The sequence below is a fragment of the Microbacterium sp. CFH 31415 genome (assembly GCF_022538185.1).
Classification (GTDB): domain Bacteria; phylum Actinomycetota; class Actinomycetes; order Actinomycetales; family Microbacteriaceae; genus Microbacterium.
The window spans coordinates 1-17,830 of the sequence record NZ_JAKYXC010000015.1 but is presented as its reverse complement, the minus strand read 5'-3'; the positions used below and the strand labels follow the sequence as shown (position 1 = coordinate 17,830).

Sequence of the window (17,830 nt, the reverse complement as noted above, 5' to 3'; positions counted from 1 at the left end):
GTCTCGGTGCCCCGTTGACGTCTCGCCGAAGGACGAGGGGGTGGGAGGATGCCGTGGCCGAGGGCGGCGGCATCCGCGGGGGGCTACTGCTGCAGACCGGGGTAGAGGGGGAACTCGGCGGTCAGGGCGGCGACGCGCGCGCGCAGCGCCTCGACGTCGGCACCGGGCAGCAGCGCGAGGGCGATGACATCGGCGACCTCGGTGAACTCCGCGTCGCCGAAGCCACGGGTCGCGAGCGCCGGCGTGCCGATGCGCAGGCCCGACGTCACCATCGGCGGACGCGGGTCGTTCGGCACCGCGTTGCGGTTGACGGTGATGTGGATCTCGTGGAGGAGGTCCTCGGCCTGCTTGCCGTCGATCTCGGCGTTGCGCAGGTCGACGAGCACGAGGTGCACGTCGGTTCCGCCCGAGCGCACCGTGATGCCGGCGCCCGCCACGTCCTGCTGCGAGAGACGCTCGGCGATGATGTGCGCACCGCGCAGCACCCGCTCCTGGCGTTCCTTGAACTCGGGGGTGCCGGCGAGCTTGAACGCCGTCGCCTTGGCGGCGATGACATGCATGAGCGGTCCGCCCTGCTGGCCCGGGAAGACGGCCGAGTTGATCTTCTTCGCGATGTCGGCGTCGTTGGTGAGGATGAAGCCCGAGCGCGGGCCGCCGATGGTCTTGTGCACCGTCGACGAGACGACGTGGGCGTGCGGCACCGGGTTCGGGTGCAGGCCCGCGGCGACGAGACCGGCGAAGTGCGCCATGTCGACCCACAGCAGTGCGCCGACCTCGTCTGCGATCGCGCGGAACGCGGCGAAGTCGAGCTGACGGGGGTACGCCGACCAGCCCGCGATGATGACCTTGGGCTTGTGCTCGACGGCGAGGCGACGCACCTCGTCCATGTCGATCGTCGAGGTCTCGGGGTCGACGCCGTACGCGACGATGTCGTAGAGCCGGCCCGAGAAGTTGATCTTCATGCCGTGCGTGAGGTGGCCGCCCTGATCGAGCGAGAGTCCGAGCAGGGTGTCGCCCGGGCGCGCGATGGCGTGCAGCACGGCGGCGTTCGCGGTCGCACCCGAGTGCGGCTGGACGTTGGCGAACTCGGCGCCGAACAGCTCCTTCGCGCGGGCGATGGCCAGCTCCTCGGCGACGTCGACCTCTTCGCAGCCGCCGTAGTAGCGGCGGCCGGGGTAGCCCTCGGCGTACTTGTTCGTGAGCACCGAGCCCTGCGACTGCAGGACCGACACGGGAACGAAGTTCTCGGAGGCGATCATCTCGAGGTAGCCGCGCTGGCGATCGAGCTCACGCTCGAGCACCTGTGCGATCTCGGGGTCGACCTCGGCGAGCGGGGCGTTGAAGTACTGATCGGTCATGAAGATCTCCTGACTGCGGCAGTGAACAGCGGTTGAGTAGCCCGCGAAGCGCGCGCATATCGAAACTCACATCGGCCCAGGCGCGCGGTCGAATGCCGTAGTCGGTCGCTCCCCGGTGGTGGTCCACCTCAACGCCAGTCGCGACACACCGAGCATAACGGATGCCTCGCTCGTGCACTCTCCGGAGACCGTCGATGACGTGCGGCATCCGCTCGCCGGGGGGAGACGCGTATTGGACGCGAGACGCCGGAACGATAGGCTGGCCCCACCCTTTTGTTAGGACTCTTTACATGAATCGTCGTCGAGGACGGACAGCAGCGGTCGCCGCTGTCATCGCGGCGATCCTGGCGGGCTGCGCGCCCGCCGCCCAGAATGGAGACACTGTGCCGCTTCCCGCCGTCGTCCCCGCCCCCGCCTCGCTCGACCCGACAGCCGGCGCGCCGTTCCGGCTCACCGATTCCGTGCGGATCGCAGGCGAGGCGGATGCCGCGTCCGCCCTCTCCGCTCTGGTTGAAGCACGCACCGGTCTGACCCTCGCCGGCGACGACAACGACCATGGCGGCGGCGACGGCGGCGACGGCGACGGCGACGGACCGATTGTGACACTGGCGATCGAGCGGAGCGGCGCAGCCGAGTCCTACAGGCTCGTCGCGGACGAGGCATCCGTCACCGTCACCGGCGCCGACCCCGCCGGCCTCTTCTACGGAGTGCAGACCCTGGGGCAGCTCATCTCGCGCGACGGCGACGACTGGATCGTGCCGGCTGTCGCCATAGACGACGCACCCCGCTTCGCCTACCGCGGTGTCATGCTCGACGTCGCCCGCCACTTTCACCCGGTCGACACCGTCAAGGCGTACATCGACCACGCGGCCGGACTGAAGCTCAACGCGCTGCACCTGCACCTCAGCGACGACCAGGGGTGGCGCATCCAGCTGCACTCGCGCCCGAAGCTCACCGAGCTGGCGTCGAGCACGGCGGTCGGCGGCGATCCGGGCGGCTTCTACACCCACGACGACTACCGCGAGATCGTCGCGTACGCAGCATCCCGTCACATGATCGTCGTCCCCGAGATCGACATGCCGGGGCACACCCACGCGGTCGGACTCGCGTACCCCGAGCTCGTCGAAGAGCCGGTGATCGCCGACCACATGCGGGAGGACGGCTCCGAGCTGCCCGAGGCGGGCCGGCCGTACCGAGGCATCGCGGTCGGCTTCTCGTCGCTCAAGATCCACGACGAGGCCACCTACGACTTCGCCGCCGACGTCTTCGGCGAGCTCGCGGGCCTGACGCCCGGGCCGTATCTGCACCTGGGCGGTGACGAGGCGCTCGGCACCCCCGACGAGGACTTCGCGCTGTTCGTGGCCAGGGTGAGCGCGATCATCGCCGACCTGGGCAAGACGCCGGTCGCCTGGCACGAGGCCGGTGACGCTGCCGACCTCGCCGAGGCGACGGCGGGCCAGTACTGGGGATTCGTGGAGCCCACCGACGGCATGGATGAGAAGGCGCGCGGCTTCGTCCGCAACGGCGGTCAGCTGATCCTCTCCCCCGCCGACGCGATCTACCTCGACATGCAGTACCCCACGGGTCCGAAGCTGGGCCTCACGTGGGCGAACGGGCCGACGAGCGTGCAGCGCGCGTACGAGTGGGAGCCGTCCAGGACGATCGCCGGCATCGAGGACAGCGACATCCTCGGCGTCGAGGCGCCGATGTGGAGCGAGACGATCCGCACGCTCGACGACGTCGAGACGATGGCGTTCCCGCGCGTCGCCGCCGCAGCCGAGGCCGCCTGGTCGCCCGCGACGGGCGCGAGCGACCTGCGCACGTGGGAGTCTTTCCGTGCGCGCGTCGGCGCGCTCGGTCCGCTGTGGACAAGCCTCGGCATCGGGTTCCACCCCAGCGGCGAGATCGACTGGGCGACGGAGTGAGCACACTCGTCCACTCGGTGCGGCTCGTCGACGACGGGCGCATCACGGACGACGCGTGGGTGCTGTTCGACGGAGGCCGCGTGCGGGCGACGGGCGTCGGCCGCGAACGACCGGCGGCCGACGATCTCTTCGACGGCGGTGGCGGATGCCTCGTCCCCGGGTTCGTCGACATCCACGGCCACGGCGGAGCCGGCGTGAGCTATGACGACGGCCCGGCTGCCATCCGGTCCGCGCGAGCCCTGCATCTGGCGCACGGCACGACGCGAGCCGTCATCTCGCTCGTCACCGCACCGCTCGATGACCTCGCCGCACGCGCCGCGATGGTCGCCGATCTCGCTTCGGCCGACCCGACCATTCTCGGCTCTCACCTGGAGGGGCCGTTCCTCGATCCGGGCCACAAGGGGGCGCACGCAGAAGGGCTGCTGCGGGCACCCGACGCAGCGTCCGTCGATCGCCTGCTCGAGGCGGGCCGCGGCACGATCCGCCAGATCACCCTGGCTCCGGAGCTGCCGGGCGCCGACGCCGCGATCGCCCGGCTCGTCGAGGCGGGCGTCGCTGTGGCCGTCGGGCACACCGACGCCGATGCGGATGCCGCCCAGCGCGCCTTCGACGCCGGTGCGACGATCCTGACCCACGCGTTCAACGCGATGCGGACGATCCACCATCGGGCACCAGGGCCGGTTGTCGCCGCGATGCGCGACGGGCGCGTGGTTCTCGAGCTGATCGCCGACGGCACGCACGTCGACCTCGACCTGATCGCGGTCGTGTTCGCGGCGGCCGGCGGTCGCGTCGCTCTCGTCACCGATGCGATGGCCGCAGCGGGAACCGGTGACGGGCGGTACGAACTGGGGGGCCTCGAGGTCGTCGTGGATCAGGGTGTGGCCCGGCTGGCAGCCGACGGAGCGATCGCCGGGTCGACCCTCACGCAGGACGACGCGCTGCGCCGTGTGGTCGCTGCGGGGGTCGCGCTGCCGGTGGCGGTGCGCGCGCTGACGGCGACACCCGCGCGGGCCGTCGGGCGCGCGGATCTCGGCACGCTCGCCGTGGGCGGTGTCGCCGACGCCGTGCTGCTCGACGGCGAACTGCGCGTGCAGCGCGTCTGGGTGGCGGGCGCCGCCGCCTGACGGGATCCGTCGGGCGCGCGACCCGGGGCCTCGCCGCGGACGAAGCTGGGTGGTGTGACCGGTCGCCATTCGGGCAATGGCCACAGGTCCGGGTAGGGCGGGGACGGTGGTCCCTCCCCCGAGTTCCCACCGAACCCCGCCTCCGGCGACACGGACGGGATCCGTCCTTCGCCGATGCTCACCGTGATCCCCACTATCGGCGAGCAGCGATGTCTTGTAGATGAGACGGGCTGGTGGGCGATCTATTACGCGGGTCGGGAGGAATTCCTCTCGGATGGGATCCGCACGTGCCGTCCGCCGAGCGCACGCATCGAGGATCGATCTGGTCAAACCAGCCGCTCGCGGTCAGAATGGTGGGGCCGGACCGTCTGCCATCGGCCCGCTTAGGCTGGATCGCCGCCGGGCAGCGGTCGGAGCCGCGCAGCCGATCGGGGGGACCGTGATCGATCACGACGACTCGACGATGGGCGATCCGACGCTCATCGGTGACGCGGACCTCGTGCTGCGCAGCCGGTCCGGCGACGCCGCCGCGTACGGCGAGCTCTGGCGCCGCCACTACCGTTCCGGCATCGCGGTCGCCCGCAGCGTCTCGCCCACGACGGATCCCGACGACGTCGTGCAGGAGGCGTACACGAGGATCTACCAGTCGATCCGTCGCGGTGGCGGCCCGACGGGTTCCTTCCGCGCGTACCTCTTCACCAGCATCCGCAACACCGCCGCAGGCTGGGGCCGCACCCGGCGCGAGACCGCCATCGACGAGCTCGAGACGATCGAAGACCCGACGACGACCGACGAGGCGACCGCAGCCTCGCTGGACCGCGGCCTCACGCACCGGGCCTTCCACAGTCTCCCGACGCGATGGCAGGAGGTGCTCTGGTACTCCGAGATCGAGGGCATGAAGCCGGCCGAGATCGCGCCGCTGCTCGGCCTGAAGCCCACCGCCGTCGCGCAGCTGACCTTTCGCGCCCGCGAAGGCCTGCGGGAGGCATGGATCCAGGCGCATCTGCGCTTGGTCGCTGACGGCTCCGACTGCGCGTGGTCGATCGAGCGGCTCGGCGCATACTCCCGCAACAACGTCGGACGCCGCGACCGCGCCCGCGTCGAGGAGCACCTCGCGAGCTGCGCGCGCTGCGCGATCGTCGCGTGCGAGGCCAGAGAGGTGTCGAGCCGTCTCGCCCTCGTGCTCATCCCCCTCACGGTCGGGGTCGCCGGCACCGCCGGCTATCTCGCGACGCTGCAGGGTGGTGTGCCGATCGCCACCGTCGCCGCGATGCCGTCATCGGTGATGCAGGGCGCCGTCACCGTCGGCGCGGGCGCCGCAGGATCGGCCGCCGGATCAGGCTCCGCCGCCGGCGCGGGGTCGGCGGCAGCCGGTGCGGCCGGTGCGGCTGCGACGAGCGGTGCTGGCGCTGCGAGCGCCGCGAGCGCCGCGAGCGCTGCGAGCGCTGCGAGCGCTGCAACGACGGTGACAGCCGCCGCCACCGGCGGGTTCCTCGGTACTGCAGGGGTGGCCGGCATCGCTGCAGCCGGACTCCTCGTCGCCGGTACCGTCGCGGCGGTCACACTGCCGGGCGCGAGCGACCCTGCTCCCGCCGAGGGCGCGCCCGCATCGGCGGTGCAGACGGTGGACGAGCAGTCGGTCACGCCGCTCGAGATGATCCGGGCGGCGACGGTGCCGGTCACCGCGCCGGGTGGACCGGCCCCCTCCGACATCCCGCTCGTCCTCACCGAGACGATCGGGGCCGCTGCCGACCCGCAGGGCGGGGACACTCCCGCCGAAGGGGGCGGGAGTGGCGCCACGGGCGACGCGAGCACCGAACCGGACGTCGCCGATGACACCGCAGGCGTCAGCGGCGGCACCAGAAACGGCGGCGTGAACAGCGGCGACACGAACAACGGCGGCGTGAACAACGGCGGCACGAACAACGGCGGCGTGAACAACGGCGGCACGAACAACGGCGGCACCAACGGCAACGGCGGGACCAACAACGGCGGGAGCAACAACGGCGGCACCAACGGCAACGGCGGCACGAACAACGGCGGGAGCAACAACGGCGGCACCAACGGCAACGGCGGCGTGAACAACGGCGGTGCGACCAACGGCACGCCCCAGAACAGCAGCGTGGGCAACGGCGGCACCGACGGCAACGCGGGCAGCGTGGCCAAGAGCACAGGAGTGCCCGGCGGGTCGCCGTCGATCGTGTCGAGCTCGGCCACGACCTCCGACGGATCGACGTCGATCCACGTGACGGTCGGCGGCCCCGCGGGCGCCACGGCGCAGGCCCGGATCCGCGGCTCCGTACGGGCGACCGCGCTGCTCGACGGCGGAACCGCTGTGCTCACCATCGTGCCGACCGCGGCCGAGCTCGCCGCCGACGCGCGCCTCGAGCTGCGCTATGTCGACGGCGCTCGCGTCGGCACGCCGGTCGGCACGAGGCTGAGCGACCTGTTCTGACGCGCTCCGCACGCCGGAACGGGCGAGCAGCGGCGCCTAAACTGGAAGTCATGTCCGACTCCGCCCGCCCCGCGTCATCCGCCGAGCCCGCCCCCGGCACGCGGGCGCCTCTGTCGGCGATCGACGTCCTCGCCTTCCTGTGCGAGCTCTTCGCCTTCGCCACCCTTGCGATCTGGGGCTTCGCATCTTGGCCGTTCCCCTGGAACATCGTGGCCGGCATCGGTGCGCCCGTGCTGGCGATCGTCGTGTGGGCGCTGTTCGTCTCCCCCCGCGCGGTGTTCGCGGTGCACCCGTTCGTGCGCGCCTTCGTCGAGCTTCTCGTCTATGCGTCGGCGACCATCGCCTGGTGGAGCATGGATCAGGCCTGGATCGGGCTCGGCTTCGGCGTCGTCGCCGTCATCATCGGCGTGATCGCGGGTCGGCGCCGGTTCGCGTGAGCACGCCGGTCGACGTCGTCGCGCAGCTGCGCGCCGCCCTCGGCGAGCGCGTCGACAGCTCCCCCGCATCGTTGGCCGAATCCCGCGCCGACAAGTCGGGGCACGCGGCATCCGGAACCCCGCTCGCGGTCGTGCATGCGACCTCGGTCGCAGACGTGCAGCAGACGCTCCGCATCGCGAGCGCGACCCGCACGCCGGTCGTCACGCGCGGAGCGGGCACCGGGCTCGCGGGTGGTGCGAACGCGGGGGAAGGCGAGATCGCCCTCTCGGTGCGTCGCATGGACCGCATTCTCGAGGTGCGTCCTGACGACCTGCTCGCGGTCGTCGAGCCGGGCTTGATCAACGCCGACCTCAACACCGCGCTCGCCGAGCACGGGCTGTGGTGGGCCCCCGATCCCGCCAGCCGCGCGACCTCGACCGTCGGCGGCAACATCGCAACGGGCGCCGGCGGCCTGCTGTGCGCGAAGTACGGAGTCGTGCGCGACGCCGTGCTGGGGATCGATCTCGTCCTCGCCGACGGCCGCCTGCTGCACCTCGGCCACCGCACGGTCAAGGGCGTCACCGGTCTCGACCTGACCTCGCTCGTCATCGGCTCGGAGGGCACGCTGGGGGTCGTCGTGGGCGCGACGCTAAAGCTGCGCCGGCTCGTGCCCGGCGAGGTGCGCACGATCGCGGCGACCTTCCCGGGTGTGCGCGCCGCGGCTGAGGCATCCGCCGCCGTGACCGCCGCAGGCGTGCAGCCGGCCATCATGGAGCTGATGGATGCGGCCTCCCTTGCGGCAGTCCACCGGCTGCTGTCTCTCGAGCCGCCGACCCCCGGTGCGGCGCAGCTGACGATCCAGACCGATGGCCCTGCCGCCGACCTGGAGGCGGAGCGCATCGCCGAGGTCCTCATGGCTGCCGGCGGGGCCGTGGCCGTCTCGCACGACCGCGAGGAGGGCGAGCGCCTGCTGACGATCCGCCGGTCGATGCACCCCGCGATGGAGACGCTCGGCACCGCCCTGATCGAAGACGTCTCCGTGCCCCGCAGCGCACTGCCCGCGATGTTCGACGAGATCGCCCGCGTGGAGCGCGAGCACGGCGTCGTCATCCCGACGGTCGCGCACGCCGGCGACGGCAACCTGCACCCGAATTTCATCTTCGACGCCGAGCCCGACGAGTTCGGCGTCATCGAGGCACCTGCGCACATCTGGGCAGCCGCCGACGACCTCTTCCGCGCGGCACTGCGGCTCGGCGGCACACTGACCGGCGAGCACGGCGTCGGGGTGCTCAAGCGACGCTGGCTCGTCGACGAGCTCGGCGAGGACCAGTGGGATCTGCAGCGACGGATCACCCGGCAGTTCGACCCGCTCGGCATCCTGAACCCGGGCAAGGTCTTCGCGGACTGAGCCCCGCCGGCGCCCGGCGATCGCTGCGGCGGTCAGAGACCCTGCCACGCGGGCTTGTTGGCGTACGCGTAGCGGTAGTAGTCGGCATGGGCGAGACGCGAAGCCGCGGCCTCGTCGACGAGCACCGTGGCGTGCGGGTGCAGCTGGATCGCAGACCCGGGGAGGGATGCCGACACCGCGCCTTCGACCGCACCGGCGACTGCCTCGGCCTTGCCTTCGCCGAACGCGAGCAGCACGAGGTGACGCGCGCGCATGATGGTGCCGAGTCCCTGGGTGATGCAGTGCCGGGGGACGTCGTCGACGCTGTCGAAGAACCGCGCGTTGTCTTCGCGCGTCTGCTCGGTGAGCGTCTTCACCCGCGTGAGCGACGCGAACGACGAGCCCGGCTCGTTGAAGCCGATGTGGCCGTCGGTGCCGATGCCCAGGATCTGGAGGTCCACCCCGCCCGCCTCGGTGATCACACGCTCGTAGTCGTCGCCCGCATGCTCGATGCCGTCGAGCGACCCGTCTGGCACGCGCACGAGAGTCGGGTCGAGACCGAGCGGCTCGACGACTTCGCGCGAGATCACCGAGCGGTAGCTCTCGGGGTGGGCGGGGTCGAGACCGACGTACTCGTCGAGGGCGAAGCCGCGCACCTGCGAGACGTCGAGTCCGGCGACACGCGGGCGCAGCGCCTCGTACACCGGGAGCGGCGTGGACCCCGTGGCGAGCCCGAGCACTGTGCGCGGGTTCGCACTGATGAGGCGCACGATCTCGTCGGCGGCGATCGCGCCGGCCTCAGCCGGGTCTCGGACGATGATGATCTCAGCCACGCGTGAGAGCTCCCTCCGGGTCGCGGGCGGCACCGACGAGCGCAGCGCCGAGTGCGGCGGCGGGTGAGCCGGCAGGAAGCAGCTCGACGCGCTCCTGGAGGCGCAGCGAGCGCATGAACGGGGATGCCTCGGCACTGGCTGCGAGCTCGGCCGCGACATCCGCCATCAGCCGCGGGCCCAGCGCCGTGACGCCGCCGCCGAGGACGACGGCGTCGACATCGGCGGTGAGCACGAGCACCCGCACGGCCGCCGCCACGCCCCGCGTCAGTCCGGCACGAAGCTCGCGCGCCCGAGCGTCTCCGGCGTCGGCGGCGTCGAACACATCGCGCACCGGCAGTGCCGCGGCGTGCCCCCAGCGCTCGGCGATCGCGCCGCCGCCGGCGAGCGCTTCGATGCAGCCGCGCTGACCGCAGCGGCAGAGCGGCCCGTTCGGGTCGACTGAGATGTGGCCGACCTCGCCTGCCGTGCCGCGCGCGCCGCGCCACAGGACGCCCTCGCTGACGATGCCCGCCGCGATGCCGGTGCCGAGGTTGAGGTAGCCCATCGACCCCGAGCCGCCGTGTAGTGCAAAGGCGCCGAGTGCGGCGGCCTTGACGTCGTTGTCGACGCCGACCGGCACACCCAGTCGGGACTGGGTGGCGGCGACGAGGTCGAGCTCCTCGACGCCGAGGTTCACGGCGTGCACGACGCGTCCGGTGCCCGGCTCGATCTGACCCGGGATGCCGATGCCGACGGAGCGGATCGCGGAGACATCCACGCCGGCCTCGCGCCCCAGGGCGCTCACGGCGTCGAGGACGGTGCCGGTGACGGCATCCGGTCCCCATCCCGTCGCCAGGCGGATGCGACCCACGATCGCGCCCGAGTCGTCGACCGCGACCGCGTCGGTCTTCGTGCCGCCGACGTCGAGCCCGACCTTCATCGCCCCGTCTCCCCGCGGGAGAGGGTGTGGTTCACGGCGCGCATCAGCCCTTGACCGCCCCCGACACGAGACCGCCGGTCATGCGGCCCTGCACGATGAGGAAGAAGATGACGACCGGGATCGCGATCATCGTCGAACCCGCCATCACGGCGCCCCAGTTGACGGCGCCGCCGACCGAGGACGACTGGAAGGCGTTGAGCCAGGGCATCAGCGTCAGGTTGTAGCCCCGCAGGAACAGGAGGGCCATGGTGAACTCGTTCCACGCCTGGATGAAGGCGAAGATGCCGGTGGCGACCAGCCCCGGAGCGAGAAGCGGGAAGGTGACCTTCCAGAACGCCTGCGACTTGGTGCACCCGTCGATCATCGCCGCCTCCTCGAGGTCTGCCGGTACGCCCGCAACGAAGCCGCGCAGAGTCCAGATGGTGAAGGGCACGACCATGGCGACATAGACGATCCCCAGGCCCAGCAGCGTGTTCATCAGGCGCCAGTCGTCGATCATGCCGTAGATCGTGAACATCATCGCCTCGCCGGGGATCATCTGCACCACGAGCACGGCGACGATGAACGTCCAGCGACCGCGGAACTTGAAGCGGGCGAGCGCGATCGACGCCAGGAAGGCGAACAGCACCGTGACCACGAGAACGCCTGCCGTGATCGTGAGTGTCGTCGGCAGGGCGTGGGCGAAGTCGGTCTGCCCGGGGGCGGCCTCGCGGCCCCACGCCGAGCGGTAGTTGCTGAACGTGAAGTCGAAGGGGAACAGACTCGGGTTGCGGCTGATGATCTTCGAGTTCGGCGTGAACGAGAGGTTCACCATGTAGTACACGGGGAACACCGACATCACGAAGACGATGAGAGCCGCGATGTTGAGGAACGTGCGGGTGACGATGCGCTTCGGCGACGGTCGCCGCGCGTCGATCGAGCCGCGCCTCGGCGTCTTCGCGCTTCCGACCTCCCCGAGCACCTCGTCGACGCCGACGGTGCTGAGCTGAGTGCCGGTGCTGACCTGGGTGCTCACAGTTCCTCCTCCTTGAGGGTGGTGCGCACGTATCCCCACGAGAGGACGAGCAGCAGGACGACCATGACGACGCCGATGGCGGCGGTGAATGCGACCTCGCCGGGACCCTGGCGGAACAGGTAGGTGCCGAGCACGTTGGTCTCGCGAGCGATGCCGCCTCGGCTCTGCAGCGCGTACACCTGGGTGAAGATGCGCAGATTCCAGATGATCTGCAGCACGAGGACCACCGTCAGCACGCTGCGCAGGTACGGGAACACGATGTTCCAGAAGCGCTTCCAGCCGTTCGCGCCGTCGAGCGACGAGGCCTCGAGCACCTCGGCGGGCACCTGACCGAGGCCCGCGTACGTCGTGAAGGCGACGAATGGCACACCCTGCCACACCACGATGATCGTGAGGACGAAGAAGAACGAGAACGGGTTGAGCAGCCAGGGGTGGTTGGTCCAGTCGTCGGTTCCCGTGATCGTGTTCAGCGCCCAGTTGACCAGTCCGTACTGGGTGTCGAAGATCCACCCCCACACGACCGTCGCCGTCAGCGGAGGCATGGCCCAGGCGAGCAGGAGTCCGACGGACACGACGATCCGCCACGCACGGCTGAGGCGCGTCATCAGGACGGCGATGAGCACGCCGAACACCATGATGAAGACCGTCATGACGACCATGAGCGCCAGGCTGCGGATGAGCACGACGGGGAAGTCCGACTGCGTGAACAGGTCGAGGTAGTTCTCGAAGCCGACGAAGTTCGGCATGGTGCCCTGCACCTTGTTGCGCACGGTGTAGTCGGTGAACGACTGGATGACCATGAGCACGGCCGGGTAGGCGACCATCACGCCGAGGATGATCAGGGAGGGGGCGAGCAGCGTCCAGGCGCTGCGCGCATCGCGTCGCGCGCGTGCCTTCTCCCGTGAGACGGGCGGGCGAGAGCCGGTGGGCCGCTGATCGGCGGGACGCACCGCGGTGGCGGTGTCGCTCATGTCGTCTCCTCTCTGTGGGGTGTGCGTCCGGGCACGACGAGGTGACCGGCGGGGCGGGATGTGTGCGGAGAGGACCGCTCTCCGGGTCAGGCGCAGGTCCGCGACCTGAGTCTGACCGAGTGCTCGGTCCGGGGTGAAGGGGTCCCGGCCCGGTCGGAACCGGGACCCCTCACCTCCGGGGGGACTTACTTGTTGAGGATGTCCTCGATCTGAGTGTCGAGCTCGTCGGCCACGGTCTGGACGTCCTCACCCTGCGCGATGCGCACGAGCGCGTCGGGGATGATCAGCGCAGCCTCGACCTCGCCCCAGTTCGGGCTCGCCGGGGTGAACTTCGAGTTCGCCAGCGCCTCGGCCTGGGCCTTGGCGGAGTCCGTGTCGGGCAGCGCCGACGCGGCCGAGATGATTCCCGGAACGAGACCCTGCTCGGCGAGCAGCTCCTGGTAGCCGGTGGAGAGCATGATCTCGAGAGCGGCCTTGGCCTTGGTCTGGGCGTCGCTCTTGAACGCGATGGCCACGTTCGACCCGCCGGCGAAGATCGGGGCGGTCTCGCCCTCTTCGAGGCCCGGGAGCGCGAACGCGCCGAGGTCCTTGGCGTAGGTGTCGGGGCATCCGTTGGACACCTCTTCACCCGCGGCCTCGTCACCCCACGGCCAGGCGCCCGTCAGGTTGCCCTCCGCCCACGCCGGCGTCGACAGGAAGCCGACCTCGCCCGCGCAGAAGGCGATGTTGCCGAGACGCTCGTTGCCGTCGACCGGGGCGACCGTGGCGTTCTCGTAGACGTCCTGCAGCATCTCGAGGCCCTTGACGCTCTCGGGGCTGCCGAACTGGGCGTCCCACTCGTCGCCGTCCTGAACGGCGATCTCGCCGCCGTTGGCCCAGACGTAGGGAAGCGCGTTGTACCAGTCGCGGCCCGGAGCGTAGATGCCCGAGACGGTCGTGGTGGTCAGCTCCGCGCCCTTCTCGACGTACTCCTCGAGCGTGGCCGGGAGGGTGTCACCGACGATCTGCGGGGTGTAGAAGACGACGCGGCCCCCGGCGTAGTACGGCGCGGCCCACAGCGAGTCGTCGTATGTGCCGGCCTCGACGAGACCCGGCAGCAGGTCGTCGCCGCCGAGGGCGTCCTCCATGTCGGAGATGTCGAGGAACAGTCCCTTGTCGGCGAAGCCGATCGCCTGCGTGTTGCCGACCTCCACGACATCGGGAGCGTCATTGGACGACAGCGCCGCCTCGTACGTGTCGGAGACGTCGGCCCAGGTCTTCTCCTCGATGGTGAGCGTCCAGCCGTCGTTCTCCTCCTCGAAGGTCTCCTTGAGGTAGTCGCGGGCCGTCTGCGGCGTGTCCGTGCCGACCAGCCACACGGTCAGGTCGCCGGTCGCGGCCTCGCTGGGGGCAGCAGCGCCGCCGCCGCCCGCGCATCCGGCCAGAACGACAGCCGAAGCGCCGACGAGCGCGAGGGCTCCGAGCTTCTTGTTCATGGTGTCTTCCTTTGGTTCTCTTGGTGGTGATGACGGGCCGGGTGACCCATCCAGGGGGGTTTGGTTGTGGGGCTCCGGAGTCGAACCCCGGCAGCGCAGCCTTTGCGCTAGGAGACCCCGAGTTGTCCTGACAGGACCATGACGGCCGCGCCGCGCAGGACGATGTCCTGACCTTGCTCCGTCATCCGCACGCGGACGCTGTCGTGGACGTGCGCCAGCGTTCGGGTGCGCAGGGTCTCGACGGTCGCTTCCGCGAGGGGTCCGTCGAGAAGTTCGATGGGGCCGGAGAGCACGATCTCCGACAGATCGAGCACGCCGACCACGGGTGCGAGGGCGATGCCGAGGCGCTCGCCCGCGTCGCGGAGGATGCCTTCGCGATCTTCGGGAGCGGATGCCGCGGCCAGCCGCGACGACAGCGAAGGGACCGACAGCCATGCCTCCAGGCACCCGACCTTGCCGCAGCCGCAGACCGGGCCGCCGTCGGTGCCGACGGTGACGTGACCGATCTCGCCCGCGGCGAAGCGTCCGCCGCGCATGGGCTGACCGCCGGCCAGGAGACCGGAGCCGACACCGCGTCCGACCTTGACGAGCAGCACGTCGTCACCCGCGCCGCCGAAGGTGTACTCGGCGAGGACCGCGGCGTTCGCGTCGTTGGCGACGAGCACCGGCAGTCCGAGCGCATCCTGGAGGGCGCCCTCGAGGTCGAAGCCCGCCCAGCCGAAGTTCGGGGCGGTGAGGATGACGCCGCGATCGTCGACGACACCGGGGGTGCCGACGCCGATGCCGAGCACCGGAGCGTGCGACTCGGCGACGAGCACGCGTGCGAGCTCGACGACCGTCGACACGACGTCGTCGGCTTGCGGCAGTGCCACCTCGCGGCGGAACACGATGTCGCCGTCGAGGGTGAGGACGGCGCCGATGATGGTGTCGCTCCCCGACAGGTCGATGCCGACGATGCGGTGCCCGTCACGGTCGAGGTCGACGAGGATCGCCGGCTTGCCCGGGCCTGATGCCTCCCGTACGCCCATCTCGGCGACGAACCCGTCGGCGATGAGCTCGGCGACGAGGTCCGAGATCGTCACGCGGGTGAGGCCCGTCTCTCGGGAGAGGTCGGCACGGCTCATGGCGCCCTGGTGGAAGAGGGTCTGCAGCACGAGCGACCGGTTGTGGCCGCGGGCGTGCTCGGGGAGCACTTTGCCGCCCTGGCGCAGGGCCCGGGGCGAGCCGAAGCCGCGTCCGGCGGCGTTTCCTGAAGGGTGCGGCGACTCGAGAGTGGAAGAGCCGCGCTGCACTTCCGATGCAGACATGTTTGTTAGTAGACCTTACGAACAAACAATCCGCAACCCTTGGAGAGGGATTTGGGCGGCGTGTTTACAAAACTGTTACACCCGCGGCCGGGAGTCGGCTGGGCTTCGATGTGCGCTCCGGATGCCGTCACCTACAGTGGGACGATGCGTACGACGCCCTTCTCCCCCCGCTTCGCCGCGCTCACGGTCGCAGCCGTCGCCCTCCTCGGTCTCACGGGTTGCACCGGTCCCACCGGTGCGACGGGCACTGCTGCTCCATCGGACCGCCCCGACGGCGGGACCCAGACGACGGCCGAGGCCTGCGACCTCGTGAACGACATCATGACCGACGCCTCGGCGGAGTTCGAGAACATGGACCCGAACGACCCCGATGCCGTCGTCGAGGCCATGGACGCCGCCGTGCAGAGCCTCGCCGACGCCTCCGACCAGGTGACCAACGAGGACGTCAAGGCGATCCTGCCCGACCTGCAGTCGATGTTCGGCCAGGTGGCCGACCTCATGTCGGCGATCGTCGAGGGCGACACCTCGAAGGTCGGCGAGCTCGAGGAGCTCGGTGAAGGCTTCCAGGAGACCGGTGCCCGCTTCCAGGAGCTGTGCACACCGACGGAGTGACCTCCCGTCGCACCGTGACACCGTGATCAGGTCGTTGCCCGCGCGCACAGGCGCGTCATTTACCATGGGGGCAACGTTGCTCACAACCGGGGGGTGAAGACGTGACGGATCTGGCGACCAAGTCAGGGGCCGAAGACGCGCAGGCTGACGACCGCGCGATCATCGACGACGCCGCGCTCACCGACGCCGACACGGACGAGGCGGACGCCGCCGATCTCGCCGAGGCCGACACCGATGCGGAATCGGTCACCGTGGATCCGGTCGCCGACGAGACCGAGGATACGGTCGCTGACGAGACCGAGGTTACGGTCGCTGACGTCGAAGAGCCCGCCGCCGACGAACAGCTCGCCGACGAGACCGAGGTTACGGTCGCTGACGTCGAAGAGCCCGCTGCCCACGAACAGATCGCCGACGACACGACAACCGTGCTCGCCTCCGTCGCCGCGTCGGACGTCGCCCCTGAGGCAGCCGCCCCCACCGACGTCGTCTCCCCCGTCGCCGACGACGCGCCCGCCCACTCCGCCCCGGCCGGCGGCGGGCCGGCCACCCCGGCGTACGCGTGGGCGCCGGCGGAACCCGCCCCCAAGAAGAGCCGCAAGCCACTGTGGATCGGCCTCGGCGCCGGCGCCGCCGTCGTCGCGCTCGCGATCGCCTCGGTCACCCTCCTCGCACCCGGCACGTCCGTGGCCGGAGTCCAGATCGGTCTCCTCCCGCCGGCCGTCGCGGCAGACATCGTCAACCAGCGCCTCGCCGACACCACCATCGTCCTCGTGGGCGAGGGCGGCGAGGCAGAAGTGACCGGCGCCGACCTCGGCGCTTCGGTCGACGCGAGCAGCCTCGTCGGCGAGGCGTTCGCCGCCAACCCGCTCTGGAACGTCACAGCGTGGTTCCCGGAATCGATCGATGCGCCCGTGCGCATCGACGACGAGACCGCCACGTCCGCCCTGCGTGCCGCCGCCCCCGAGCTCTACACCGAGCCGGTTGACGCGACCCTCGCCTACGACGCCACCTCGGTGTCGTACGTGACAACCCCCGCCGAGCCCGGCACGGGCGTCGACATCGCCGCGCTGCGCGCCACGTTGCAGGACGCCTTCGAGGCCGGTGAGACCCGCGTCGAGTTCGAGGCCGTCTCGGCACCCGTTCAGGCGACCACCCCGACGTACGTCGCCGAAGCCGCTGCGGCTCGCCTCAACGGCATCCTCACCACCGCGGGTTTCTACGTGGGCAGCGAGCGCACGGTGCCCGTCGCCCGCGAGGTCGCCGCCTCGTGGCTCACGGTGACGCCCGGCGAGCGCGGCACGTTCGAGATCTCGGCCGACGCCGCCGCGATCGAACAGATCGTCGCCGGCCTGCCCGAACAGGTCGACCGCGCAGCGGTGGACGCCACCGTCATCACCAACTCCGCCGGAGAGGTGCTCCGCGAGCTGTCGGAGGGCGTCACCGGCCGCACGCTCGGCGACACCTCGTCGATCGCCGACGACTTCGCCGCCCAGCTCGCCTCCGGCAGCGGCGCGTACGAACTGCCCGTCACCGAGACCGAGTTCAAGACCACGTCGCTCGAGCGTCGCGTCGAGGTCGATCTGAGCGCGCAGACGACCTATCTCTACGAGAACGACAAGGTCATCGGCACGTACACGATCTCTTCGGGCATGAACGCCACCCCGACGCCGACCGGGCACTTCACCGTGAACGCGTACACGCGCATCCAGGACATGGGCGCGCTGTGCTACAACCCCGAGGCGGTCAACAGCTACTGCACCGAGGATGTGCCCTGGATCACGTGGTTCGCCCCCGACATCGCCTTCCACGGGGCCTCGGCGTTCCGCTCCGCGCTGGGATTCCAGCAGAGCCACGGCTGCGTGAACATGTGGGATGCCGACGCGAAGTTCATCTACGACTGGACGGTCACCGGCACCGAGGTGTGGGTGCACGCCTGATCACACGCGTTCCGGTTGCGGCCGGAACGAGAAGAGGGGGGGGGGGCGGCCGGGGCGGGGCCGCGGCGCGGTGGGGGGGTGGAGGCACCGCGGGG

General features: G+C 70.7%; 14 protein-coding genes and 1 riboswitch. Of the genes, 7 read left to right on the top strand and 7 right to left on the bottom strand.

Translation table 11 applies throughout. The features are described from left to right. Positions 1-83: 83 nt before the first annotated feature. The gene (glyA, locus tag MK786_RS14165; RefSeq protein ID WP_241112885.1) at positions 84-1,358 is read right to left on the bottom strand and encodes a serine hydroxymethyltransferase; all 1,275 of its coding nucleotides are present in this window, start codon (positions 1,356-1,358) and stop codon (positions 84-86) included. 67 nt (positions 1,359-1,425) lie between these two features. Then, positions 1,426-1,510: riboswitch (ZMP/ZTP riboswitch) on the bottom strand. Positions 1,511-1,741: 231 nt separating this feature from the next. Here glyA and MK786_RS14160 point away from each other — a divergent pair. The 5 genes from MK786_RS14160 to MK786_RS14140 all read left to right on the top strand — a co-directional run bounded on the left by MK786_RS14160 (position 1,742) and on the right by MK786_RS14140 (position 8,687). Beyond that, entirely contained in the window at positions 1,742-3,283 is a 1,542-nt protein-coding gene (locus MK786_RS14160) for a family 20 glycosylhydrolase (RefSeq protein ID WP_241112902.1), read from the top strand. Next, the gene (gene nagA / locus MK786_RS14155) at positions 3,280-4,407 is read left to right on the top strand and encodes an N-acetylglucosamine-6-phosphate deacetylase (protein ID WP_241112884.1); all 1,128 of its coding nucleotides are present in this window, start codon (positions 3,280-3,282) and stop codon (positions 4,405-4,407) included. Before MK786_RS14160 ends, nagA begins: the two co-directional genes overlap by 4 nt. A 439-nt stretch (positions 4,408-4,846) precedes the next feature. Continuing rightward, positions 4,847-6,862, top strand: coding sequence for a sigma-70 family RNA polymerase sigma factor (locus tag MK786_RS14150; RefSeq protein WP_241112883.1), 2,016 nt, complete (start codon positions 4,847-4,849; stop codon positions 6,860-6,862). Between the two features lie 50 nt (positions 6,863-6,912). Continuing rightward, positions 6,913-7,299: a YrdB family protein gene (locus tag MK786_RS14145; RefSeq protein WP_241112882.1), complete on the top strand. Its 387-nt coding sequence runs from the start codon at positions 6,913-6,915 to the stop codon at positions 7,297-7,299. Next, positions 7,296-8,687 (top strand): FAD-binding oxidoreductase, encoded by a 1,392-nt coding sequence (locus MK786_RS14140; RefSeq protein WP_241112881.1) that lies wholly within the window; start codon positions 7,296-7,298, stop codon positions 8,685-8,687. The genes MK786_RS14145 and MK786_RS14140 overlap by 4 nt, the downstream gene beginning before the upstream one ends. A 32-nt stretch (positions 8,688-8,719) precedes the next feature. On the opposite strand, the gene MK786_RS14135 is transcribed toward MK786_RS14140, so the two are convergent. The 6 genes from MK786_RS14135 to MK786_RS14110 all read right to left on the bottom strand — a co-directional run bounded on the left by MK786_RS14135 (position 8,720) and on the right by MK786_RS14110 (position 15,186). Continuing rightward, positions 8,720-9,499: a glucosamine-6-phosphate deaminase gene (locus MK786_RS14135; RefSeq protein ID WP_241112880.1), complete on the bottom strand. Its 780-nt coding sequence runs from the start codon at positions 9,497-9,499 to the stop codon at positions 8,720-8,722. Beyond that, positions 9,492-10,418, bottom strand: a complete 927-nt coding sequence (locus MK786_RS14130; RefSeq protein ID WP_241112879.1) for an ROK family protein — start codon at positions 10,416-10,418, stop codon at positions 9,492-9,494. The genes MK786_RS14135 and MK786_RS14130 overlap by 8 nt, the downstream gene beginning before the upstream one ends. Positions 10,419-10,461: 43 nt before the next feature. Beyond that, positions 10,462-11,433, bottom strand: coding sequence for a carbohydrate ABC transporter permease (locus tag MK786_RS14125; protein WP_241112878.1), 972 nt, complete (start codon positions 11,431-11,433; stop codon positions 10,462-10,464). Continuing rightward, on the bottom strand, positions 11,430-12,404 hold the full coding sequence (locus MK786_RS14120; protein ID WP_241112877.1) for a carbohydrate ABC transporter permease: 975 nt from the start codon (positions 12,402-12,404) through the stop codon (positions 11,430-11,432). The genes MK786_RS14125 and MK786_RS14120 overlap by 4 nt, the downstream gene beginning before the upstream one ends. Positions 12,405-12,589: 185 nt before the next feature. Continuing rightward, positions 12,590-13,879 carry an extracellular solute-binding protein gene (locus MK786_RS14115; protein WP_241112876.1) on the bottom strand — a complete coding sequence of 430 codons (1,290 nt, stop codon included), beginning with the start codon at positions 13,877-13,879 and terminating at the stop codon, positions 12,590-12,592. 107 nt (positions 13,880-13,986) lie between these two features. After that, positions 13,987-15,186 (bottom strand): ROK family transcriptional regulator, encoded by a 1,200-nt coding sequence (locus MK786_RS14110; protein WP_241112875.1) that lies wholly within the window; start codon positions 15,184-15,186, stop codon positions 13,987-13,989. 144 nt (positions 15,187-15,330) lie between these two features. On the opposite strand from MK786_RS14110, the gene MK786_RS14105 reads away from it, so the two are divergent. Beyond that, positions 15,331-15,798 (top strand): hypothetical protein, encoded by a 468-nt coding sequence (locus MK786_RS14105; RefSeq protein ID WP_241112874.1) that lies wholly within the window; start codon positions 15,331-15,333, stop codon positions 15,796-15,798. Positions 15,799-15,899: 101 nt separating this feature from the next. Continuing rightward, positions 15,900-17,735: a L,D-transpeptidase family protein gene (locus MK786_RS14100; protein ID WP_241112873.1), complete on the top strand. Its 1,836-nt coding sequence runs from the start codon at positions 15,900-15,902 to the stop codon at positions 17,733-17,735. Positions 17,736-17,830: the final 95 nt, after the last annotated feature.

Coding starts and splice junctions, on each gene's coding strand:
- MK786_RS14120 (WP_241112877.1), bottom strand. CDS start 12,404: ATGAGCGACACCGCCACCGCGGTGCGTCCCGCCGATCAGCGGCCCACC.
- MK786_RS14115 (WP_241112876.1), bottom strand. CDS start 13,879: ATGAACAAGAAGCTCGGAGCCCTCGCGCTCGTCGGCGCTTCGGCTGTC.
- MK786_RS14145 (WP_241112882.1), top strand. CDS start 6,913: ATGTCCGACTCCGCCCGCCCCGCGTCATCCGCCGAGCCCGCCCCCGGC.
- MK786_RS14130 (WP_241112879.1), bottom strand. CDS start 10,418: ATGAAGGTCGGGCTCGACGTCGGCGGCACGAAGACCGACGCGGTCGCG.
- MK786_RS14110 (WP_241112875.1), bottom strand. CDS start 15,186: ATGTCTGCATCGGAAGTGCAGCGCGGCTCTTCCACTCTCGAGTCGCCG.
- glyA (WP_241112885.1), bottom strand. CDS start 1,358: ATGACCGATCAGTACTTCAACGCCCCGCTCGCCGAGGTCGACCCCGAG.
- MK786_RS14105 (WP_241112874.1), top strand. CDS start 15,331: ATGCGTACGACGCCCTTCTCCCCCCGCTTCGCCGCGCTCACGGTCGCA.